The organism is Amorphoplanes digitatis, from assembly GCF_014205335.1.
Lineage (GTDB): Bacteria > Actinomycetota > Actinomycetes > Mycobacteriales > Micromonosporaceae > Actinoplanes > Actinoplanes digitatus.
The window spans coordinates 8,171,284-8,193,493 of the sequence record NZ_JACHNH010000001.1 but is presented as its reverse complement, the minus strand read 5'-3'; the positions used below and the strand labels follow the sequence as shown (position 1 = coordinate 8,193,493).

19 protein-coding genes and 4 tRNA genes are annotated in these 22,210 nt (G+C 69.7%); 10 read left to right on the top strand and 13 right to left on the bottom strand.

All coding sequences use genetic code 11. The features are described 5' to 3' along the window. Window positions 1-53 precede the first annotated feature (53 nt). Window positions 54-2,111: a cellulase family glycosylhydrolase gene (locus tag BJ971_RS36315; protein WP_184997823.1), complete on the top strand. Its 2,058-nt coding sequence runs from the start codon at window positions 54-56 to the stop codon at window positions 2,109-2,111. 67 nt (window positions 2,112-2,178) lie between these two features. Then, window positions 2,179-4,233: a M14 family zinc carboxypeptidase gene (locus BJ971_RS36310; protein ID WP_184997822.1), complete on the top strand. Its 2,055-nt coding sequence runs from the start codon at window positions 2,179-2,181 to the stop codon at window positions 4,231-4,233. A 50-nt stretch (window positions 4,234-4,283) separates the two neighbouring features. Here the strand turns inward: BJ971_RS36310 and BJ971_RS36305 are convergent, their stop codons facing one another. From BJ971_RS36305 to BJ971_RS36295, 3 genes are all read right to left on the bottom strand, one after another. Then, entirely contained in the window at window positions 4,284-4,616 is a 333-nt protein-coding gene (locus tag BJ971_RS36305; protein WP_203709535.1) for a hypothetical protein, read from the bottom strand. Beyond that, the gene (locus tag BJ971_RS36300; protein ID WP_184997821.1) at window positions 4,613-5,101 is read right to left on the bottom strand and encodes an AfsR/SARP family transcriptional regulator; all 489 of its coding nucleotides are present in this window, start codon (window positions 5,099-5,101) and stop codon (window positions 4,613-4,615) included. Before BJ971_RS36300 ends, BJ971_RS36305 begins: the two co-directional genes overlap by 4 nt. 61 nt (window positions 5,102-5,162) lie before the next feature. Next, on the bottom strand, window positions 5,163-5,579 hold the full coding sequence (locus BJ971_RS36295) for a VOC family protein (RefSeq protein WP_184997820.1): 417 nt from the start codon (window positions 5,577-5,579) through the stop codon (window positions 5,163-5,165). Window positions 5,580-5,868: 289 nt separating this feature from the next. On the opposite strand from BJ971_RS36295, the gene BJ971_RS36290 reads away from it, so the two are divergent. The 5 genes from BJ971_RS36290 (at window position 5,869) to BJ971_RS36270 (ending at window position 6,685) form a co-directional block, all read left to right on the top strand. Next, window positions 5,869-5,941, top strand: a tRNA-Thr gene (locus tag BJ971_RS36290). Window positions 5,942-5,949: 8 nt separating this feature from the next. Further along, window positions 5,950-6,022, top strand: a tRNA-Asn gene (locus tag BJ971_RS36285). Between the two features lie 8 nt (window positions 6,023-6,030). Continuing rightward, window positions 6,031-6,103, top strand: a tRNA-Val gene (locus BJ971_RS36280). A gap of 29 nt (window positions 6,104-6,132) precedes the next feature. Further along, window positions 6,133-6,209, top strand: a tRNA-His gene (locus tag BJ971_RS36275). Between the two features lie 119 nt (window positions 6,210-6,328). After that, window positions 6,329-6,685, top strand: a complete 357-nt coding sequence (locus BJ971_RS36270) for a YciI family protein (RefSeq protein WP_184997819.1) — start codon at window positions 6,329-6,331, stop codon at window positions 6,683-6,685. A 47-nt stretch (window positions 6,686-6,732) separates the two neighbouring features. Here BJ971_RS36270 and BJ971_RS36265 read toward each other — a convergent pair whose 3' ends face one another. Beyond that, window positions 6,733-7,254 (bottom strand): hypothetical protein, encoded by a 522-nt coding sequence (locus BJ971_RS36265; protein WP_184997818.1) that lies wholly within the window; start codon window positions 7,252-7,254, stop codon window positions 6,733-6,735. Between the two features lie 380 nt (window positions 7,255-7,634). Between BJ971_RS36265 and BJ971_RS36260 the strand changes: the two genes are divergently transcribed. Then, entirely contained in the window at window positions 7,635-9,401 is a 1,767-nt protein-coding gene (locus tag BJ971_RS36260) for a hypothetical protein (protein WP_184997817.1), read from the top strand. Window positions 9,402-9,411: 10 nt separating this feature from the next. Here the strand turns inward: BJ971_RS36260 and BJ971_RS36255 are convergent, their stop codons facing one another. Next, window positions 9,412-10,179, bottom strand: a complete 768-nt coding sequence (locus BJ971_RS36255; RefSeq protein WP_184997816.1) for a hypothetical protein — start codon at window positions 10,177-10,179, stop codon at window positions 9,412-9,414. Between the two features lie 228 nt (window positions 10,180-10,407). On the opposite strand from BJ971_RS36255, the gene BJ971_RS36250 reads away from it, so the two are divergent. After that, window positions 10,408-12,273: an ATP-binding protein gene (locus tag BJ971_RS36250; RefSeq protein WP_184997815.1), complete on the top strand. Its 1,866-nt coding sequence runs from the start codon at window positions 10,408-10,410 to the stop codon at window positions 12,271-12,273. Between the two features lie 16 nt (window positions 12,274-12,289). On the opposite strand, the gene BJ971_RS36245 is transcribed toward BJ971_RS36250, so the two are convergent. The 5 genes from BJ971_RS36245 to BJ971_RS36225 all read right to left on the bottom strand — a co-directional run bounded on the left by BJ971_RS36245 (window position 12,290) and on the right by BJ971_RS36225 (window position 16,148). Then, entirely contained in the window at window positions 12,290-13,033 is a 744-nt protein-coding gene (locus BJ971_RS36245) for an EAL domain-containing protein (protein WP_184997814.1), read from the bottom strand. A 4-nt stretch (window positions 13,034-13,037) separates the two neighbouring features. After that, window positions 13,038-14,339 (bottom strand): ATP-binding protein, encoded by a 1,302-nt coding sequence (locus tag BJ971_RS36240; protein ID WP_184997813.1) that lies wholly within the window; start codon window positions 14,337-14,339, stop codon window positions 13,038-13,040. Window positions 14,340-14,439: 100 nt separating this feature from the next. After that, window positions 14,440-14,940, bottom strand: coding sequence for an SRPBCC family protein (locus BJ971_RS36235; protein WP_184997812.1), 501 nt, complete (start codon window positions 14,938-14,940; stop codon window positions 14,440-14,442). A 63-nt stretch (window positions 14,941-15,003) separates the two neighbouring features. Then, complete coding sequence (locus tag BJ971_RS36230; RefSeq protein WP_184997811.1) at window positions 15,004-15,210, bottom strand: DUF397 domain-containing protein; 207 nt, start codon at window positions 15,208-15,210, stop codon at window positions 15,004-15,006. Window positions 15,211-15,275: 65 nt separating this feature from the next. After that, a complete protein-coding gene (locus BJ971_RS36225) occupies window positions 15,276-16,148 on the bottom strand; it encodes a helix-turn-helix domain-containing protein (protein ID WP_184997810.1) in 873 nt (290 codons plus the stop codon). A gap of 443 nt (window positions 16,149-16,591) precedes the next feature. On the opposite strand from BJ971_RS36225, the gene BJ971_RS36220 reads away from it, so the two are divergent. Beyond that, window positions 16,592-17,041 (top strand): DUF6232 family protein, encoded by a 450-nt coding sequence (locus BJ971_RS36220; RefSeq protein WP_184997809.1) that lies wholly within the window; start codon window positions 16,592-16,594, stop codon window positions 17,039-17,041. A gap of 5 nt (window positions 17,042-17,046) precedes the next feature. Here the strand turns inward: BJ971_RS36220 and BJ971_RS36215 are convergent, their stop codons facing one another. Genes BJ971_RS36215 through BJ971_RS36205 form a run of 3 tightly spaced genes read right to left on the bottom strand, consistent with a single transcriptional unit; the run spans window position 17,047 to window position 22,177 of the window. After that, window positions 17,047-18,555: a class I SAM-dependent methyltransferase gene (locus BJ971_RS36215; protein WP_184997808.1), complete on the bottom strand. Its 1,509-nt coding sequence runs from the start codon at window positions 18,553-18,555 to the stop codon at window positions 17,047-17,049. Then, entirely contained in the window at window positions 18,552-20,561 is a 2,010-nt protein-coding gene (locus BJ971_RS36210; RefSeq protein WP_184997807.1) for a S8 family serine peptidase, read from the bottom strand. The genes BJ971_RS36215 and BJ971_RS36210 overlap by 4 nt, the downstream gene beginning before the upstream one ends. Then, a complete protein-coding gene (locus BJ971_RS36205; RefSeq protein WP_275411386.1) occupies window positions 20,558-22,177 on the bottom strand; it encodes a DUF7402 domain-containing protein in 1,620 nt (539 codons plus the stop codon). The genes BJ971_RS36210 and BJ971_RS36205 overlap by 4 nt, the downstream gene beginning before the upstream one ends. Window positions 22,178-22,210: the final 33 nt, after the last annotated feature.

The window sequence follows — 22,210 nt, the reverse complement described above, 5'->3', positions numbered from 1 at the left end:
GTTTGGAATCCAGAATTAGTCTCCGCAGGTAGTTCACCTTCGGAGGGAGCATCATGCGCGGATTCCGGTGGCGGGTCGGCCTGGTCATGGGCGGCGCGGTCGCGCTCCTGGGTGGGCTGTTCGTCGGCGCGGCCACCGGCGCCGCCGCGGCGGCGGGCTGTCGCGTCGCGTACGCCGTGCAGAGTCAGTGGTCGGGCGGCTTCACCGCCAACGTCACGGTGACCAACCTCGGCGATCCGATAAACGGCTGGCGGCTCGGCTGGACGTTCCCGTCCGGGCAGACGGTCACCCAGGCCTGGAGCGCGACGGTCACCGCGTCCGGCAGCCAGGTGACCGCCGTCAACGTCGGCTACAACGCCGCCATCGCCACGAACGCGTCCGTCTCCTTCGGATTCAACGGCGCCTGGACCGGCAGCAACGCCGCGCCGACGTCGTTCACGCTCAACGGCACGGCCTGCACCGGCAACGTGCCTTCACCGACGCCCACCACCAGCCCGCCCTCCACGCCGCCACCGGCCGGCAACGCGATGGCGGCGGTCGCGGCGATGCAGCCCGGCTGGAACCTGGGCAACTCGCTCGACGCCACCGGCGCGGACGAGACCTCGTGGGGCAACCCCCGGGTCACCGAGGCGCTGCTCGAGGGCATCAAGGCGCAGGGCTTCAAGAGCATCCGCATCCCGGTCACCTGGGGCCAGCACCAGGGCGCGGCCCCGAACTACGCGATCGAGGCGGCCTACCTCAACCGGGTCAAGGAGGTCGTCGACTGGGCTCTCGCCGACGGCTTCTACGTGATGATCAACGTCCACCACGACTCCTGGCAGTGGATGGCGGCCATGCCGGGCGACCGCGCGACGGTGCTGGCCCGGTACAACGCGATCTGGACGCAGGTGGCCGGCGCCTTCCGCGGCTCGTCGGCGAAGCTCGTCTTCGAGAGCGTCAACGAGCCGCAGTTCACCGGCAGCTCGGGCGACGCGCAGAACGCGACGCTGCTCGGCGAGCTCAACACGTCGTTCCGCACCATCGTGCGCAACTCCGGCGGCGGCAACGCCACCCGGCTGCTGGTCCTGCCGACCCTGCACACCTCGGCCGACCAGGCCCGGCTCGACGAGCTGGCGGCGACGTTCACCGCGATGAACGACCCCAGCCTCATCGCGACCGTCCACTACTACGGCTACTGGCCGTTCAGCGTGAACATCGCCGGCGGAACGCACTTCGACGCGACGGCGCAGAAGGACATGACCGACACGTTCGACCGCGTCTACAACACATTCGTCGCCCGCGGCATCCCCGTCATCATCGGCGAATACGGCCTGCTGGGCTTCGACCGGCACACCGGAACCATCGAGCAGGGCGAGAAGCTGAAGTTCTTCGAGCTGTTCGGCTACCAGGCCCGTACGAAGCGGGTCACCACGATGCTCTGGGACAACGGGCAGCACTTCGGCCGTACCTCGTTGCAGTGGTCGGACCCGGAGCTGACCGCCCAGATCAAGTCGAGCTGGACGACGCGCTCCGGAACCGCCTCGACGGACCAGGTCTTCAACGCCAAGGCGTCGGCCATCACCAGCAAGACCATCACGCTGAACCCGAACGGCGCGACGTTCAGCGCGCTGCGCCAGGGCAGCACCGACCTGGTCCGCGGCACCGACTACACCCTGGCGGGCGACCAGCTCACGCTCACCGCGGCGGCGCTCACCCGGCTGACCGGATCGAGAGCGTACGGGGTGAACGCCGTCCTCTCCGCCCGCTTCTCCACCGGCGTGCCGTGGCGCCTCAACATCATCACCTACGACGTGCCTGTGCTTCAGAACGCGACCGGCACGACGAGCTCCTTCGCCATCGGGACCGCGTTCCGCGGCGACCAACTGGCCACGATGGAGGCCAACTATGCGGACGGCAGCAACGCCGGCCCGCAGAACTGGACGCCGTACAAGGAGTTCGACCGCACGTTCGCGCCCGACTACACCGCAGGCACGATCAAGCTGACCTCCGACTTCTTCGCCGAGGTGAACGACAACGCCCGGGTGACGCTCAAGTTCCACTTCTGGAGCGGCGCGGTGCTGACCTACTACGTGACCAGGTCCGGCAGCAATGTCACCGGCTCACTCACGTAGGAGTTGACACGGATCTATGTATCGACTGGTGTTGGCGACAACATCCTTCGATGTCGCAGGAGGTTCGATGTCAACCAGACGACGCTGGGCGGCCACCGCCGCCGCAGCCGTTCTCACCGCCGGACTGCTCACCCATCCGGTAGCAGGCGTCGCGGCGCCGCCCGACTCGGTCGACCTGGCCGACACGGCGTCCGCCCTCGTCCGCTTCCGGCTGCCCGACGAGGCGATGTTCCGGGAACTGGTCGCCGAGGGCGCGGACGTCGCCGCGCGCCCGCGGAGCACGCCGGGCCAGGTCATGGCCGACCTCGTGGTCACCGGGCGGGAACTTGACGCGCTGACGGCGCGCGGCGCGGTGGCCGTACAGGTGATTCCGACCGAATCGGGCCGCGCGCGGCGGGCGGCCGCGGCGGCCGAGGACACGCTCCAGTTCCTGCAGGCGTATTGGTGGACCAGCGAGGGCCGGACGTTCCTGCAGACCCAGGTGGCCACGTCGGCGTCCGACGATCCCGATGTCGAGATCACCGTGACCTGGACGACCGCCGACGGCACGACGGGCAGCTACCCGCTGGAAAGGTTCGAGGACTCGGGCGAGTACCAGTACCACGTGGCGCTGCCGCAGCGGCTGCCCGCGCAGCCGACCCGGGTGAGCGCGACGTCCAGCCTCGGCGGCAGCTCGCGGGTGATCACCCCGGCCGCCTGGCCGAACGCCACCCCGCCGCCGCAGCCGGCCGGTTACCAGAAGGACTTCATCGACGCGTACCTGACGCCGACCGACATCAGCGCACGCATCAAGCGCCTGGCCAGGCAGTACCCGCGGCTGGTCGACGTGCTGAGCCTGCCGAACAAGACGCAGGGCTACCGGCGTACGGCGGCGGCTTACCTCGGCGATCCGGCCACCGCCGCCGTCGTGGTCGAGTCGGTGAAGTTCGGCGACCAGGGGCTCAACGGCGTACAGGTGCGCACCGTCGATCCGGGGCGGCCGAACCGCCCGCTCGGCGCGGCGTACCGGGACCGGGTCCTGACCGTGACCCTCGCGACCGATGCCGGCGGCAAGGTGATCAGCACGACCGACGACGTGGCGGCCTTCGTCTCGGCCCGCTACCCGCAGCGGTTCCGGGCCTTCGTCGAGGACGGATCGGCGGGCCTGCCCATGCCGGTCGCCGGCCCGGCGCGCCTGGACGACGGCCTCGAGGGCGCCGAGGTGCCGCGGCGGCCGTGGACGGTGCAGGCGCTGCGCATCGGCGCGGTCCGGGACGGCTCCAAGATCGGGATCATGACCTATTCGCAGGAGCACGCCCGCGAATGGGCGACGCCGCTGGTCACGATGGAGTTCGCGGAGCGGCTGCTGGCCAACTACGCGAGGGACGCCGAGACGCGCGCGCTGCTGAACGCGGTCGAGGTCTTCGTCATCCCGACGGTGAACCCGGACGGCGCCAACTACTCGTTCAACGACTTCAACTTCCAAAGAAAGAACCTGGTCAATCACTGTACGGGCGCAGCACGCGATCCCGCCCGGCGTGATTCGTGGGGTGTCGACGTCAACCGCAACTACGCGGTCGGCTCCTACTTCGACGGGTACGTCGGCGCGAGCGCCAACTGCCTGTCGGGCACCTACGCGGGCACCGCCGAGCTGTCGGAGGCGGAGAGCCGCAACGTGGTGGCGCTCGCCGAGGCACACCCGAACATCCGGTTCTCGCTGAACGTGCACAGCTACGGCGGCTACTTCATGTGGTCGCCGGGCGCGTACAAGGCGGCGGGCCGGGTCACGCTGCCCCGGCCTTCGATCGACGAGTCGAAGTACTTCCAGGACAGCGCCCGCCGCATCGTCGGCGCGATCGCGGCCGGGCGGGGAACCGTGACGTGGCCCGCGTACACCGGGCCGGTGGCCGACGTGCTGTACTCCGCCGCCGGGAACTCGGCCGACCACCTGTACTACGACCTGGGGATCGTGGCCTGGAACTTCGAGGTGGGCAACGACCGCTGGAACGAGGCGACGCAGGAGTGGGACGGCATGGGCTTCCAGCCGCCGTTCGACGAGGCGCACGCGGAGTCACAGGAGTACGCGGACGGACTGATGGAACTGGTACGCATCGCCCGTGACCGGGGCGCGGCCCTGCCCTGACGCCCGCGACACCGGTGGCCGGGCGCCCGGCCCGGCCACCGGCGCGTGGCTCAGGGGCGCGCCTCGTAGACGATGTTGAACGGGGTCTCCGCCACCCGCTGGAAGCGGGTGAAGCCCGCGTCCGTGGCGAGCCGCCGGATCGCCGGCTCGCCGGCCTGCGCGCCGAGCGCGTACCCGCCCGGCTGGGACAGCGCGTTCGGTACGCACAGGAACGTGGAGAACGAGTAGTACACCCGCCCGACCGGGTTGAGGTTGTCGGCGACCGAGTCGCCGGCGAACGGCTCGACGATCATCCACGTGTCGTCCGGCGTGAGCGACTCGCGGACGTGGCGGGCGGCGCCCAGCGGGTCGCCCATGTCGTGCAGCGCGTCGAACGTGGTCACCAGGTCGTACGGCCCGCCGCCGAACGTCTGCGCGCTCGCCGCCTCGAACGACGTCCGGTCGGCGACCCCGGCGTCCTCGGCCCGGCGCCGCGCCGCGCCGCGGCCTGTGCCGCGGCGCGGGCCACGGCGGGCTCGGGCGGGAGCCGGCTCTCCGCGTCCGCCAGCAGGAGCTCGGCCTCGCGCACGTCCGTCTCGACGTCGTCGCCGAGCCGGTATCCGGCACGCCCGCCCACCAGCACTCCGGGCCCGAGCGCGGCCCGGACCCGGCTGACCAGCGTGGCGACGTTCTCCGCCGGCCGCCGCGGCGGCCGGCCGGGCCACAGCACGGCCACGATCCGGTCGACCGTGACGACCCGGCCGCGGGCGGTCGCGAGCAGCGCCAGCAGCTGGCGTGCCTTGCGGCTGCCGATCTCGGCGGCGGACCGCGCCCGGCCGTCGTGGGTGACCAGGAGTGGCCCCACGAGCTGAATCCGGAGTCGGCCCATGCCGCCTTAGTACGCCCGGCCCCTGCCCTGGTCAACCCGCATGCCCGCTATACGACTGGTGTCAGCCGCGTGCGGAGATCTGTTGCACGGCCCAGCCGTTGCCGTCGGGGTCCTCGAAGAACACGAACCCGACGTTGTCCAGGGCGGCGCCGCCCCGGGCCAACTTGTCGGCGTCGCCGTCGAGCACTGTCACGTCGCCGACCTTGACGCCGCGCTCGACGAGCTCGGCGTGCGCCGCGACGATGTCCGCCACCACCAGTTGCAGGCCGCGCAGCGAACCGGGCGCCATGTCGGGGACGACGCCCTCGCCGATGACGACCGAGCAGCCCGAACCCGGCGGGGTGAGCTGGACGAGGCGCCGGCCCTCGCCGAGGTGTACGTCGTGGTCCACGTTGAAGCCGAGCTGGTCGGCGTAGAAGGCCTTGGCGCGGTCGATGTCGGTGACGGGGACGATGACGACCTCGAGGGTCCAGTTCACGGTTGTTCTCCTTCTCGGCGAGGGGCTCGTATCCCTTGGTCGGAGCCGGCGGACGCTCCTCGACACGCGTCACCGAACTAATTCGGTGGTGGGTGCGCCGGGCATTGCGCAGACTGGTTCCAGCGCCGACACCTCGAAAGGAGCCGAACGTCATGCCGCAGCAGAACAATTCCGTGACCGCACAGCCGACGGTCGGCCATGTGCGGTGGAGCGGGTAGCGCGGCGGTAGCCGCGTCTGCGCCGCCCACCTCGAGCCGAGGTCCGGGCGGTTTTTCATCGGCGACTACCCGCCAGCGAAGCAGAACGGGATCTGCGCCTGTCTTGTAAACAGGAGGAAGCCGGTTCGAGGCCGGCCGCTGGCTCTGTTCGATCCGGCGTCGCCCAATTGGCAGGGCAGCGGACTGTTAATCCGTACGGTGGTGGTTCGAGTCCACCCGCCGGAGCTGTACCCGCCCGCGTAGCTCAGCTGGAAGAGCACCGGTCCTACAAACCGGCTGTCCCAGGTTCAAGTCCTGGCGCGGGTACGATCCCGGGCAATGCGCCCGGGGGCATGGTGATCATGGTGTACCGGTGGTGCACACCAGGTTGTGGCCCTGGAGGACGCGGGTTCGACTCCCCGTGATCACCCCAAGCGATGGCGCATCGCATCCGTGGGAAATCCGACGGCGCAGGAGTGTCGGATCCGTCGGACGCCGTTCGTAGCGTAGGTGGAGGCGGGCACCGGGCCCGGCCGAGCATAGGGAGCGACCATGGCGGAATACCTCATCTACTTCAACCAGCAGTGGGTAGGCGAGCACACCGAGGAGTGGTTCCGTGGACGCGGGCCACTCGCCAAGGCGGTCATCGACGAGATGAAGGCCGCCGGCGTATTCGTCTTCGCCGGAGGGCTGGAGGAAGGGGACGGCCCGGTCTTCAGCGCCGACGACACGAGCGGCACGATGGTGTTCACCGACGGGCCTTACGTCGAAAGTAAGGAGTTCCTGGGCGGGCTGGCCGTCGTGGAGGTGCCCGACGAGGAGGCGGCCAGGGTGTGGGCCGGCAAGATCGCGGCGGCATGCGGCTGGCCCCAGGAGGTTCGCCGGTTCAAGCCGATGTCCACCGATTGAGCAACGTCATCGGAACCCCACACGTCGTTGATCATGGACGGCGCCCGCTATTTGATGGCGACGATTACGATGGCCACTGGGCCGAGGAGGACTATCGCCGCCATTTGGAATCCGTAGCCCCAGCGGAGAGCTATCTCTTTCTTGTGGTTGCTTGATCTCAGGCTCTCGATGGCCCGAAAGTGGTCTGCGCCCACCCGGTGCATCGACTCACCGGATGAGTCTCGCCATCGCTCATCGAGCATCGACCTCAGGCCTGCGGTACTGGTGGCTTTGTAACCATGATTCAGTTGAGCGACCACCCCGGTCACCGCTGCCGCGATGAACGCAATGAGCGCCAGCGCCAAGAGCGAGACGATCCAATTGGGGATGGCTGAGCGAGTCGACCCTTGGCCGATCGAGCCAAGCCCGACCAGGATGGCATGGACGGCTCCGGACGTGGTGACAAGATTTCCTCCACGACTGTCATATTTGGCCTTCCGGTCCGTCTCGGATTTCAACTCTTCTTCGAAGAATTCCGCATAGGTGGGGTTGTCCGGAACTGCGTCGCCAGAAACGTTAGGTTCACTCATGATTTGACGGTGGCATCAATCTTGCAAGGTTTTGCCACCTCGTCCGACTGGCTCCCTGGAATCCTTCCGGACGGGAAGCGCGGTCCGTTGACAGGCGAAGGCGAAAAGGCGGTGAAGAAGTCAAAGGCCGCCGCGGGGGTGGCTCCTCTGGGGTAAAATATTCGGCTCCATCGCCGGGGAGATTCGCCGCCCCGCCGTTTCGAGCGGGCGGTCGCCACGATCCTGCACACCAGCGGCCTCGCACACACCGCGGCGCCACCACTGCGCCGCCGACCCGGCCATCAATTGAGCAGCATCTATCTCATTCGCCTCGTGGATGTTAGCTTCAGGCCGACAGGCGACGCGGCGGGGGTGTGGGGGTGTCGGCTCAATCCACCATAGTGGACGAATCGCGGGCGGATCCGGCCGCGGAACGTCAGCGGCTGCGGCGACTGCGCGCGTTCACCCGGCACGAATGGGTGGTGGCCTGCTTCTCGGCGCTGCTGCTCGCGGTGGCGATGATCTGGCTGCTTCCGCCGTACGCGCAATGGGTGATGTCGGCCGGCAGCATCCCGGTGAGGGTGGCCAATCCGGCCCGGACCATCATCGGCGACGGCGGCGACCCGAGCGGTCAGGCCTGGCTGATCGCCTGGAACGGCCACGCGGTCCGGCACGGCCTCGGCGGCCTCTGGAACACCAACGCGTTCTACCCCGAGACCTACGGGCTGGCCTTCACCGACAGCCTCCTCGGCTACGCGCCGGCCGGGCTGTTCGGCAGCGGGCCGGACGACGCCATCCTGCGCTACAACATCCTGTTCGTGCTGGCCTTCGCCCTCGCCTACCTGGGCGGCTACGCCCTGGTCCGGCAGCTCGGCGCCAACCGGATCGGCGCCGCGGTGGCCGGTGCGGTGTTCGCCTTCGCGCCCTGGCGGTACGGGCACGACGGGCACCTGAACATCCTGTCCACCGGCGGGATCGCGCTCGCCGTCGCGATGCTCGCCCGCGGTCACGGCTGGTCGCTGACCCAGGGCTACCGGCCGCGGCGGGTCCGGCCCGGCTGGGCGCTCGCGGGCTGGCTGGTCGCCGCCTGGCAGATCACCCTCGGCTTCGGGATCGGCCTGCCGTTCGCGTACCTGCTCGCGGCCGCCTGCCTGGCGGCGGTCGCGGGCTGGCTGCTGACCGGCCGGCCCGCGCTGGACCGGCGGCTGATCCTGGCCGACGTCGCCGGCGGCCTCGCCTTCGCCGCCGTCACCGGCTATCTGGCCCAGATCTATCTGCGCGTCCGCGAACTCCATCCGGAGACCCCGCGGTCCTGGGAGTACGTCGCGCTGTTCTCGCCCACCTGGCGCGGGCTGCTGGCCGGCCCGCGCCCGTCGCTGCCCTGGGGCGCCTGGCACGAGCCGGCCCGGGCCGCGATGGGCAACGCCCCGAACGAGAAGGTCCTGCTCTGCGGCTTCGCGCTGTACGCGCTGGCCGCCGCCGGCCTGTTCGCCTCGATCTGGACCGTGCGGCAGCGGGTGCTGCTCGGCGCCGGCATCGTGGTCGGTGTCCTGCTCGCGCTGGGCACCAACGGCCCGCTGTACCGGTACCTCTTCCTCTACCTGCCCGGCTTCGACGGCACCCGTACCCCCGGCCGGCTGATCCTGTGGCCGACCCTGCTGCTCGGCGTCCTGGCCGCGGGCCTGATCACCCACCTGAGCCGCCGGGCCGCCGCGGTCACCGGGCGCGAGCACGCCCGTCTCGCCGCCCGGGTCGTCACCGTGCCCCTGCTGATCGTGGTCCTCTTCGAGGGCATGCCGGAGCTGGATCACGTGGCCCTGCCCGCCGCACCCGCGGCGCTGGCCGCGGCGCCGGCCCCGCTGATCGTGCTGCCGTCCGACGAGGGAATCGATCTCAACATCGCGCTGTGGTCCACCGCCGGTTTTCCCACAATGGTCAACGGCGCCGCGAGCATCAGCACCCCCGACCACCAGGCGATCCGCGACCTGATGCAGACGTTCCCCAGCGCGCCCAGCCTGGACCGCCTGCGCGGGCTCGGCATCCGCAGCGTCGTGGTGATCCGCGACCGGGTGCTCGGCACCCCGTTCGAGGCGGTCCTGCGCGCCCCGCCGACCCCCGGCGTCACCCGCCGCGACATCGGCCCGGACATCCTCTACACGTTGGACTGACCGCCGTCGCTCACGGTGTGCCCCGGTCGAGGTCGGCGCAGGCCCGTTCGTGCGGCAACAGCGGCCGGAGCGTCACCCAGAGGATCTCGCGGCCGGATGCCCACAGCGCGGTTCCGGTCGCCTCCGGGGGCACGCTGGTCAGCGGCGTGCACATGCCGACGTAGGTGCGCACGCCCGGCAGGAGCTCCGTTCCTCCCGGCCACGGCCGCGCCGCCCGGTCCTCCCGGCTGCCGAATCCACCGGTGACGAGCGCGGCATACTCCGCCGGCCGGTACGGGGTGGTCGCCTCGGCGGCGACCAGGGCGTTCAGCGCCCGGCGGAATCCGACGATCCGGCCACGTGGTCCCGCCTCCCCGGCCCAGGGACTCGTCACGGTCGTGGTGTAGGTCCGCCCGCCCGATCGCAGCGTCACCACCAGCAGCGAGCCGTCGGTGGCCTCGATCGGCGAGGAGTAGTGCCGGTTGCGGGCCAGCCCAGCCTGGTGTGCCAGCCGGTAGACGTACCGGTATTCGTCCGGCGTGAGGGTGTGCTCGGTGGCCCGTTGAAGCGCACCGTCCTGGCCTGCCGGGACGATCACCCGGCCGCCGCCCAGGATGGTGACCTCGGGAATCTCGGCCTGTTCGGAGGGGCCCACCAGGCTGCGCCACTCCTTCACCTGCAACACGGCTGCGCCGGGATCCGTCGGCGGGTCGGGCACCCGGGCGTACGGCGCGTGGATCGAACCGGTGAGCACGACGAGGACGGCCAGGGCCTCGCCGGCGAGAGTCAGGGTGCGCACCCCCGTCCGACGCCCGGGCCGCGGCCGCGGTTCCGGCGCCGAAGGGCATCCGCCGTCGCCACCACGCAGGTACGGTATGAGTGATCACCGCATACTTCCTAAAGTACGCAAAGCGCACCTGGCCGTGCGGAACGGTCGAGAGTCCGCCTGCGTGGGGGTCCGGTCATGTTCCACATCTCAGCGCTTCGGCGCCGCGTGCGAGCCGTGCGGGCGGACATCGCCTACCGCGTGCGGACGACATCGGGAACGCTGCTGGCCGTGTCCGTGCTGGCCGTGACCGTGGCGGGCGTCGTCGCCGTGACGATGCCGGCGAAGACGCTGGCCATCGGCATGATGGTGATCGGACCGTGCCTTGCCGTCGGCAGCGCCAAGCCCCGCGCCGTCGCCGCCGTCGGCGCCTACGCGCTGGTGCTGACCACGTGGATCGCCACGGCCAAGGGCCTGTGGACCGCGACTGTCGAGTCGAGGCTCCTGCTACTGATCCTCTGCATCTCAGGGCTGTGCGTCGCCCTGGCGTACAACCGGCAGGTCGCGGAGGAGCAGGCGGCCAAGAGCCGGGCGAGGCTGCTGGAGATCGTCCGGGGGTCCCGGGCCGCGATCATCACCTCCTCGTTGCGCGGCTACATCACCGGATGGAATCCGGCCGCGGAGCAGATGTACGGATACACGGCGCAGGAGGCGATCGGGAAGAGCATCATGATGCTCGGCGCCTCGCGGGATGAGATCACGCTGATCGCCGGGTTGGCGCGCAGACATCGGCTCGACGAGTTGGAGACCGGGCGGGTTCACAAGGACGGACACAAGCTGACCGTGTCGGTAAGCGTCGCGGGCCTGCTCGACCGCAACGGTGACCTCTTCGAGGTCTGCTCGACCCACCGGGATCTCACGGCGAAGCGATCCATGGAGGCCCGAGAGCGCCTGCTGAGCGACCGGTCGGCACAGGCCGAACGCCTGGAGAGCCTGGGCCGGCTCGCCGGCGGCGTGGCGCACGACTTCAACAACCTGCTCTCGATCATCCTCAACTACACCGACTTCGCCATCGAGCAGGGCGCCGGGGTCGGCACCGCGCAGGACGACCTCGCCCGGGTCCGCGGCGCCGCCGACCGCGCCCGGACTCTCTGCCGCCAGCTGCTGATCTTCGCCCGGTCCGAGCCGGGCAACGCCGAGGCGATAGACCTGAACCTGATCCTCGCCGACTCCCGCGACCTGCTCGCCCCGATGCTCGGCGAGCACATCGAGCTGGCCGTGCGCCGCGCACAACTGCCCCTCCTGGTGCACGCCGACCGGACCCGGCTGGACCAGGTCCTCATGAACCTCATCATCAACGCGCGGGACGCCATGCCGCAGGGCGGCACCATCTCGGTGGAGGCCGGCACCACCGAGATCGGCGAGGAGCCGATCGGCGTTCACCCCGAGGTACGACCCGGGTCCTACGTCGAGCTCGTGGTCAGCGACACCGGCACGGGCATGGCGCCGGAGGTGGCCGCCCACATCTTCGAGCCGTTCTTCACCACGAAGGCCAAGGACCGCGGCACGGGTCTCGGCCTGGCCACCGTCTACGGCATCGTGTCCGAGGCCGGCGGTGGCATCGGCGTCGAATCCGAGGTCGGCGTGGGCACCACGTTCCGGCTGCTGCTGCCGGTGGCGGCCGAGCACGCGGAGCAGGACCGCGGCGCGGCACCGGTGCGCCCGCCCGTCGCGCACGGCCAGCACGTGCTCGTCGTCGAGGACGAGGAGGGCGTACGGGACCTCGTGGTGCGCATCCTCAAGGAGCACGGCTACGCCGTCACCGCGGCCGGCGACGGGCCGAGCGCGCTGGAGCAGTTCGAGCACAAGCGCTTCGATCTCCTGCTCACCGACGTCATCATGCCCAACATGCCCGGCCCGACGGTGGCCCGGCTCGCCCAGCAGAGCCAGCCGGGGCTGCCCGTGCTCTTCATGTCCGGGTACACCGAGCGCCTGCTGGGTGCCCAGCAGTTCATCGATCAGGAGATCGAGCTGATCGAGAAGCCCTTCAGCGCCGACGAACTGCTCGACCGGATCCATCGCCTGCTGACCGCCCCCGCCCCCGAAACCGCCCGCGGGCAGCGCTGACGACGCGGTGACCGCGTTACAGCAGGGGTTCGATGTGGCGGCTGGGTAGTGGTCCGGGGCGGGCCATGTAGTAGCCCTGGCCGAGTTCGATGCCGAGGGAGCGGAGTTTTTCGTGTTCGGCGTGGGTTTCGATGCCTTCGGCGATGAGCATGGCGCCGGTTTCGCGGGCGAAGGTGGCCAGGGCGCGGGCGAGGGCGGTGCGGATGGGGTCGGTGTCGATGTCTCGGACGAGGGTGATGTCGAGTTTGATGATGTCGGGGCGGAGTTGCAGTACGTGGCTGAGGCTGGCGTAGCCGGCGCCGGCGTCGTCGACGGCGATGAGGATGCCGGCGGTGCGGAGTGTGTCGGTGATCTGGTTGAGGGCGTGGTAGTCGGTGACTTGGGTGTGTTCGGTGAGTTCGATGGTGATGCCGCGGTGTGCGTGTTCGAGGAGCAGGGTGGTGACGGCGGGGGTGGTGATGGCTTCGACGGAGAGGTTGATGCTGAGCCAGGCGCCGGGTGGCATGTCGTCGAGGCGTTGGAAGGCGGTTTGGGCGGCGAGGAGTTCGAGGTCGACGCCGAGGCCGGCGGCGTTGGCGGCGGCGAAGGCGTGTACGGGGCTGGTGAAGTGTTGGTGGTCGAAGCGGGCGAGGGCTTCGTAGCCGCGGACCAGGCCGTCGTGGAGTTGGACGACGGGTTGGAAGGCGAGTTGGATGGCACGGTGGTCGAGCACGCTACGGAGGACCTGTTCGGTGGCGGAGGTCAGCGGCTCGGTGTTCATGTGATTACTGTGCGCCGCGAACCTCAAGACCAGGTGCAGCGGCAGTCAAGACGTCCGAAGGGCCGACCTGCCACAACGCGCTGACCGGCATGGCCCGCAGCCGGTCGCCGAACGGCAGCGTGGAGCCGCCGGTGTAGAGGACCACGCCGCAGACGAAGTCGTCGCCGAGGCGCTCGGCGAGCCGGCGCAGCCCGCGGAAGTCGTCGGGCCCGACCGTCGAGGCCGCCTTGACCTCGATGCCGACGACCTGGCCGGACCTGTTCTCGAGCACCGCGTCGACCTCGAACTTGCTGTGGTCCCGGTAGTGCGAGAGCTCGGCCTGCTGCTCGGACCAGGTGAGCTGCCGCGACAGCTCGGACAGGACGAACGACTCCAGCAGCGGCCCGAACGGCGCGCCGGGCCGCAGCAGCGCCCGGCCGTCGACGGCGATCTCGCCGGCGGCGATGCCCGAGTCGACGAAGACGAGCTTCGGCGCGGCCGTCGCCCGGGTGCCGAGATTGCGCGACCACCCCGGTATCCGCTTGACGAGGAAGATCTCCTCCAGGGCCTGGAGGTAGCGCGCGATCGTCGGCCGGCTCAGTCCCAGCGCGGTCTCGAGCGAGTTGGCGGCGATGATGGTCGCGGACCGGGCGGCCAGCAGCCGCACCAGCTTGCGGAGCTCGCCCTTGCGCTGGATGTCGGACAGCTGCCGCACGTCGCGGTCGATGAGCGCCTGGACGTACGCGTCGAGGAACCTCTGGCGGCGCCGGACGTCGCCGCGGGACGTCGCCTCCGGAAGGCCGCCGCGCACGATCCGGGCGGCGTAGTCGGCGCGGGTCACGGCCGACTCGTGCCGCAGCTCCGGTCCGAGCGCGAAAACGGCGTCGATGAAGCCGTCCGGCTCGCCGTCCAGCTCGCCCTGGGAGAACGGCCAGAGCTCGACCGTCTCCATCCTGCCCGGCAGCGCGTCGGGCGCGGCGACCAGGCCGAACAGCCGCGAGGAGCCGGTGAGCAGGAACCGGCCGGGGCGCGGGTCCTCGTCGACGGCGGCCTTGATGGCCAGGAGCAGCTCCGGTGCGCGCTGAATCTCATCGATCGCCAGCAGCTCCGCGGAGTCGACGAAGCCGATCGGGTCGGCGATCGCCGCCGCCCTGTCCTGCGCCCGGTCGAGGTCACGGCGCTCGGCGGGCCGATCGCCGGCGACGACGCGGACGAGGGTGCTCTTGCCGGCCTGGCGCGCACCGCTGATCAGCACGACGCGGGTGTCGGCCAGCGCGGCGTTCACCTGCGCCGCGACCCGGCGAGGGATCAGATGGGGCGAGGGCACGCCTCATGATAGCCGGGCCGCTTTCGATTCGCGGCAGCCTGATATTCGATTCGCGGCAGGTTGGCGTTCGATCTGCGGGGCAGTCGGCGCTGGTCGCGGCCTATGCGGCCCGCTCGTCGAGGGCCTGGCGGGCCGCGTCGAGCACGGCCGGATCCTCGCAGCCCCGCGCGTACCCGGCGATCCGCCGGCGGATGTCGCGGCCGAGCAGCCACCGGCCGATCCGATCGGCGACCGGGCGCAGAAACGCGGGCCGGCACCGGAAGTTGTACCGCCAGGTGGCGACGGTGTGGCCGGGCCGCCCCGGCGCGGCCGCGAAACGCCAGCCGCCGCCGAACATCTCGAAGAACCACGGCCCGCGCACCATCTTCATGCCGACGTTGGTGGGCGGCTGGAACGACACGTACTCGCTGACCATCGAGATGCCGTGCCGCGACCGGGTGAAGGTCCGCACGCCCTTGCCGGGCCGGGTGGCACCGTCGACGAAGTGCTGCTCGCGCACGAACGGGTCCCACCGGTACCGCACCGGCGCGGTGGTCTGCGACACGGCGAACGCGACATCCGGCGGCACGGGAACGACGATGGTCGCTTCAACGACAGGCATGCCGCCATTATCAGCCCGCCACGCACGCCGCGCCTCAATCAGAAAGCCGATTCCGGCTCATGTTCAGATCAAGTCGTCAAATTCACCATTTTTGGCACCGGCGAGGAAGCTGCGCCACTCGCTTGCTGTATAGAGCTGGACGCCACCGTCGGGGTTCTTCGAGTCACGGACGGCCACGCCGTCGTCGGTGGCTGCAACCTGAACGCAATTGCCTCCATTGCAGGCCGTTGCGCTGCGCCAGGTCAGCCCGGTGGCGGTGGAGTGCTGCACTTGATCTCCAGGATCGTTGGGAGGAAAACCAGGGCATAGTACACCCTACTCCAAATGATCACCGCTCACCGGAGTTTGATCATCTCTCGCATGAGAGTCAGCGTGTCCGCATGCGACAGTGCCAGGCCGCGAAGCTGGGCGAACGCGTCAACGAACAGCTCGACCTCGCTGAGCGTGTCGTGGTAATTGTCCCCGGTAATGCCCTCGACGTATACGACGGCGGGAACGATCGACCCCCCGTCCGGTGCGGCCGGTTCGGCGAAATCAAGTATGGTGAAGCCATTATTCATGCCGAGGTGAGCCCCTTTTGAAAAGGGTATTACCTGGATTTCTACGACCGACATTCCGGCCATCTCGACAAGGTGCTCGATCTGCATGCGCATCACGCCCGGACCACCCACGGCCCGATGTAGGGCCGCCTCGTCCAGAACGACGTTGTAGGTAGGACGCGGTGTCGTCGCCAGAATCTGCTGCCGTCTCATCCTCACATCGACAACGGCCGGATGCCGCGCCGCCGTGCCATCGAGATCAAATACGTTTCGGATGGCTTCGGCGTAATCGCGTGTTTGCAGCAACCCGGGGATGGTCAGCGTCTCGTATTCGCTTATGACCTTGGCTGCTCCCTCCATCCCGATCAGGGTCACGAGGGAGGGGTCGAGGTTGGCATCCTGCCACCAGCCGCGCTTCCGGCTCTCGCGGGCCAACCCCATTAGTTCCTTCTGCAGTACTTCGTCAGTGATTCCGTACATATTGCATAGATCGCGCACATCGCGGAGTGTGGCGTTTCGTTGGGCGTTCTCAATTCGACTGATCTTCGACGGTGAGCAGAGCAGCCGTTCGGCCACCTCGTTAACGCTCAGTCCGGCGGCATTGCGAAACCTGCGTAGCGTCGAGCCGAGTTGTCGCCGGCGAATCAACGGTCCGGGATCTTCGGGCATCGAGGACTCCTTGCCCCGTCTGCGGCCACATAGCAACCTGCCATCAGGCAATTGCCTTTGGCAAGGTTAACTCGGCAATTGCCACTTGGCAATTGACAAGATCTCAGTCACCATCGGATTACGGCGAGTCATCAACGATCGTTCAGGCGACGGTTTGGATCACGGCAATGGGCAACCCGCTCGCCTCGGACGACGGAGGGGAGGCCTCTGAGCGCGACGCGGAATTGCGCCGCATGCCCCCCGACCGGCATGGCGTGCCCGCAACGAAATGCTGGGCCGATGCAGCAACATCGGCCCAGCTGGGCAGCCTTCCTCGCGTTCTGACCACTGGGACGGCAACCATGTACCAAGTTACCAGGATTTCAGTCGGCGGTGCCTGCGCTGTTATGCGCGCACCGCGGGGCTCCAAACCCATACGCCGAGCGGGCTAGTGGGTAAGGGCCATGGCCTATCGGGGACCCGGCGCGGACTATGAAGGCATCCGTAGGCCGCCGTGGCGGGTCCACTACGCGAACGACAAGATCACCGTCACCAGCTGGTACGTGCTGGTGGCAGGGCGGCAGATCGCCATCGCGCACCTGCGCGATCCGGTTCGGTGCCTGACATACCGATATCCACTGCTCAGGGTCGCGGCCATCACGGGTGGCGTGGAGGTCGCGATCGGCCTGCCGTTCGCCCTGGCCTTCGGATCCTCCGTAGTCCTTTTCGTCGCGCTCTTCTCAGGGGCCGGCATGGCGGCCGGCGCGTGGGTGGACGCCAGGAGGAACCCCTGCTTCATGACGATCGAGGCCACCGTCCAGAACCGGCCGGTCACCCTGTTCGTCACCCGTGACCGGCGTGAGCACGGTCAGGTGTGCCGCGCGCTGGTCCGTGCGATCGAGGGGGATTCGTAGCGCGGTCAGGTGTTGAGGGGGCGGCGGGCGACGAGGAAGACGTGGGTGACCGGCCAGTCGATCGGGGTTCCGTCCGTGCCGGTCAGGGTCGCGACCGGGGCGATCCGGTTCTCGACGATCCAGTCGTTGCGGCTGGTGTGGCTGGCCGGGTCGATCTCGAAGCCCACGTCGGTCAGCAGCTGCTTCCAGTCGGCGAACTCGAGCCCGCAGAACTGCTCGCGCGTCTCCGACAGCCAGTTGTCGGTGTAGTCCTTGCGCGTCAGGAAGTCCATCGCGTCGGCGAGGCCCAGCGTGATCGTGTCGCCCTCCGCCCGGTAGTCGAACCCGAACCGGTAGTCGACCGTGAACTGATCGAACCGGGCCCTGGTCGACAGGCCGCCGACGTAATCGGCCACCGCCCGCGGCGCCAACCCCGCAAGATCTTCCCGTACGCCGGGAGGGTTGCCGCCGTCGTCGGTGCGCAGCCGGAGCCGCACCTGGCGGTCGCGGTCGTCCGGGCCGCAGACGTCGCTGTTGATCCAGACTCCGCCGGGTGCCGTCTGGTCGTAGATGGCCTGGACGAATCGCCGCATCGAGGCGGCGCGCTCGCCGTAGGACCAGATCTCGTGGGTGAGCGCGAAGGTCAGCGTCGTGTCGATCGACCGGTCGGGGAAGACCGCGCCGCCGAGGACGTTGCGGCGGTAGAAGTACACGTTTGCGTTGGTGAACGCGCCCTGTGCCTTCTTGTGCACGCACTCCTCGTAGAGGTGCCGGGCGACCTCGACGCCGATCAGGTCGCTCTCGCGCAGGACCGGCTCCCGGTCGGCCAGCTCCAGCACCGCGCCCGCGCCACAGCCGATGTCGACGATCCGGCCCGGCCGGACGTGCTCGTGGACGAGCCTCCACTTGCGCTGCGCGCTGTCCGCGAACGCCTCGGCGTACGTACGGTAATCGCGGGTCGGGGTGAGGCCGCCCTCGTCGCCGACCACCGGGTCGTTGACCACCGACCGCACCGTCTCCACCAGGCGGTACCGCTCGTAGACGTCGACGGTGGCCGGATGGGCCAGGTCGAGCCAGGCCGGGTCGCCCGAGGCCAGCCGCAGCAGCACGTCCCAGGGGCGTTCCGGCGCCGGGTCCCGGCCGGCCTCAACCGGGTCGATCCCGAACCCGAGCCGCTCGTACAGGTCCGCGACCGCCGGCGTGGAACAGGCCACCACGGTGTTGCCCGGATGCAGGTCGAGGCCGGTCGCCACCGTGATGTTCTTCAGGGTCACCTCGGCGAACCGCTCGGTCGGCGCGGTGTCGAAGACCGGCACGACGACCGAGCGCAGCCCGGTCAGGACGCTGAACCGCTCGATCGCGGCCTCCCGCCGGTGGTACGGCACGGGGTTGCGCTTGGTGTTCTCGTGGTTGGCCGAGGTGACCGCCCAGACCACCGTCGCCTTCCCACCCTCGCAGAGCCGTCCGAGGTGCTCGGCCTGGAACCGGGTGAGAAGGTGATGGCGACCGGGGAAGAGGACGTATTGGCTGGTCATCGCTTCCAGGTGTAGGTGGTCAGGGAACGGACGTTGCCGACCTTGTCGTTGGCGCGGAGCTGGACCTTGATGGTCTTACCGTACGACTTGGTGTTGACCTTGAAGGAGTAGCTCGAGGTCCAGTCCCACTGCTTCAGCTTGCCGTTGATCCACAGTTCGACCCGGGAGACGCCGGCGGGGTCGCTCGCCTTCGCCTTGATGGTGACGGTGCCCTTCACCTTGGCGTTCTTCGGCCCCGAGGTCCAGGTCAGCGTCGGTCCGGCGTTGTCGGCGATCACGTTGCGGTTCAGGATGCCGACGTTCCCGGCCCGGTCGAAGACCTTCCACTGCAACTTCACCGTACGGTTCAGGGTGCCGCTGTTGTAGTTGACCGCGAACGGCGCGCTGTAGTCGCTCGCGTACCACTTGCCGTCGACGTAGAGCCCGGCGTGGGTCACGCCGGAGCCGCCCGGGTAGCCGCCGCCCGCGTCGGTGATGTTGCTCGCCGCCACCGAGACGGTGCCGCGGAAGCGCTTCAGGTAGGCCGGCGTGGTGGCGCCGACCACCGGAGCGGTGGTGTCCACCTTGAGCACCGCGCGGTCGGCCCGGACCTCGCCGAACGCCAGCCACGCGTCGGTGGCGGCCGGGGCGGTGGCGGTGCCGGTCAGGGCGTTCTCGATGGTCCACAGGTTGGCCGCCGCGGTACGCGACTTCACCAGCCCGGCCACGCCGGAGACCAGCGCGGTCGAGAAGGACGTGCCGCAGACCTGGTCCCGGGTGCCGGCGGTGGTGAGCGCGGCCGCGCAGTACGGCGCGGCCAGGTCCACCCAGCTCGCCCCGGAGTTGGCGCCGGCCAGGCCGGCCGGGTCGTCGGCCTTGGTGTATCGCGCGCCGGCCGAGTTGGTGCCGGACACGGCCAGGACGCCGTTGTTCGCGGCCGGGTAGTACTTCACGGTCCCGTACGCGTCGTTGCCGGCGCTGGCCAGCACGACGGCGCCCTTGCCGCGGGCGTAGTTCACGGCGGTCTGCAACAGCTCGCCGGCGTCCGGGGTACCCGGCTGGACCGGGGCGCCGAACGACAGGTTGATGATGCGGGCGCCCTTGTCGGCGGCGTACGTGATGCCCTGGGCCACCTCGCTCTCGTACGCGGTGCCCCGCTTGTCGAGCGCCTTGACCGGCAGGATCTTGCAGGCCGGGCAGGCCGACTTGATCAGCGACGCCACGGCCGTGCCGTGGCCGTCGGTGCTGTCGTCGCGCGCGTCGGCCGGGTCCGGTGCGTTCTCCACCACGTTCGCGCCCGGCAGGACCGCGCCGGCCAGGTCGCCGACCGGCGAGACGCCGGTGTCCACGACGGCGACGGTCTGGCTGCTCCAGGCGGTGCTCGACCGGAGCGCCTCCGGCACGCCGAGCTGCGCCAGCGCGTCCCAGGGTGCGGCGGTCACCGCCGGCGGGTCGGCCGGCTCGGGCTCGGAGGCGGTCGTGGTGGACCCGCCGTCGGGGTTCTTCGGGTCCTCGCCGACGGTCGGCTCGTCCGGCGGGGTCGTGGTCGTCGGCGGGCTGGAGACCTCCAGCGGCGGCGGCTCGTCCGGCGGCGTGCTCGACGGCTCCGAGGCGGCCTCGACCGGCTCGGACGGCGCCGGGCTCGCCGACTCGGTGACCTCCGCCTCCGGTTCGGCGAGCGCCGAGACCCGGCGGTCCAGCTGTACGAACGCGACGCCGTCCTGGCCACGCAGCCGTGCCGCGACCTTCGCCGCGTCATCCTCCGAAACCAGCAGGGTACGGGCGCCGAGCTGTTCGAGCCGGCCCTTCGTCTTCAGCCGGTATCCCTTGTCGGCGAGCTCCTCGGTCGTGTCCTGCCGCTCGGCGGCCTCGAGGCCGACGATCAGCCGGACGTCCGGGTCGGTGTCGGCGAACGCCGGAACGGTGACGCCGGCCGCCGCAACGGCCATCGCGCCGATCAGGCTGAACATCAGCCGCCGGTTGCGCCGCGACGGGCCGGGCCGGGCGGCGGACTGGTAGACGGTCATCGGGGCGCCTCCACCTGGATCTCGGCGAGGCCGACGTTGCGGGTCGCGGCGCTGACCGTCGTCACCGTGAAGGTCATCGAGGTCACGGTGCGCTTGCTGAAGCTCACGGTGAGCGGCGTGCCGTAGTTGGGCAGCGGCGGCACGTTGACCGAGCTGCCGTCGCTGAACGTCAGCTTGCCGCCGGTGATCTGGTCGCTGCCGTTGGACCGGTCGTAGAGGACCACCTTGGCGATGCTCTGCGGCTTGAGCCAGCTCAGCTTCAGCCAGCTACCGGCCTTACCGCCCGCGGTCGCCCACTCACGGTTGGTGGGGAAGCCCTGGCCGGCCGTGTAGCCGTCGACGGCCTTGGCCGCCTGCTGGTTGGTCGCCACGTTCTGCGACGAGACGGTCACAGTGGCCTGCGGCGCGACGGACGTCGCGAACGTCTGCATCTCGGCGAGGCCGGTGTTCCGGGTCCCCGCGGAGACCCCGGTGACGGTGAACTTGAGGCTCCACACCGTACGGGCGGGGAAGGTGACGACCTTGCCCTCGCCGGTGTTCGGCAGCGCGCCGACGGTGACGGCGCTGCCGTCGCTGAACGTCAGCTTGCCGCTGGTGACCTGGTCGGTGGGGTTCGGGCGGTCGTAGAGCACCACCCTGTCGATGGTCTGCACGTTGGCGAACCGGCCGTAGATCCAGCTGCCCGCCTTCCCGCCGGAGGTGGTCCACTCGTTGCCGGGCGCGACCGGTCCGCCGCTGGTCAGGCCGTCGACGGCCTTGGTGACGTTGCCGCCCGATGAGGCGGAGACGGTCGCGAGCGGCATCACGTTCTGGCCGCCGCCCTGCTCGCCGGCGTTGCGGTACTGCCGGAACGACCGGATGTCGTACGCGCCGTTGCGGCAGGCGCCGGTGGTCTGGCACACCTTCGAGTCGTGCACCGCGTACGCCATGAAGACGTCCATCTTGCGGTCGTCGACGGTGTAGAACACGTTGGCGGGCAGGGTGTCCACGCCGTACGCCATGTAGGCGCCGATGCTGTGCGGCGTCCGGTATTTCCGGTGCGCGTCAAATGCGAGGTATGCGGCGGCGCGGTGGTCGCTGTGGTCCGCGCCGATGTTCTTGTCGGAGTAGTCCAGCGTGTGGATGGTGTCCGGCTGGAACGTCTCCATGACGTCGAGCAGCATCGCGGCCAGGCCGGCCTTCGTGTACGTGTTCTGCCCGTCCACCGAGTGGATCTCCGGAAGCGCGCCCTGGTAGAGCTCCATCAGGCTCTCGCTGTTGTTGGACGGGAAGCCGCCGCCACCACCGTCCGGGGAGCGGACGAACGCCAGCGCCACGTCCGGGCGGCCGGCCAGGCTCTCATACCGTACGGCGTAGTCACCGAACGTGACCGTCTTGGCGTCCCACCTGTCCCTGGCGTCGGCCATCAGGGCGTACGCCGCGCGGGGCCCGTTCTCCCGCTCCTGCCAGTAGGCCGCACCGGCACCGGCGTCGCCGGCCGTCATGAAGACCGTCAAGGTGCAGCGGTCCGCGTCGATGTCGCGCTGGACCTCCGGGTTCATGAAGAGGAGGTCGTCGTCCGCATGCGCGACGACATTGAGAACCCGGCCACGGGAACACCCTGAGGTGTCCAGCACTCCGCCGCTGGCCTGGAGGGTAACCAGGGTCGC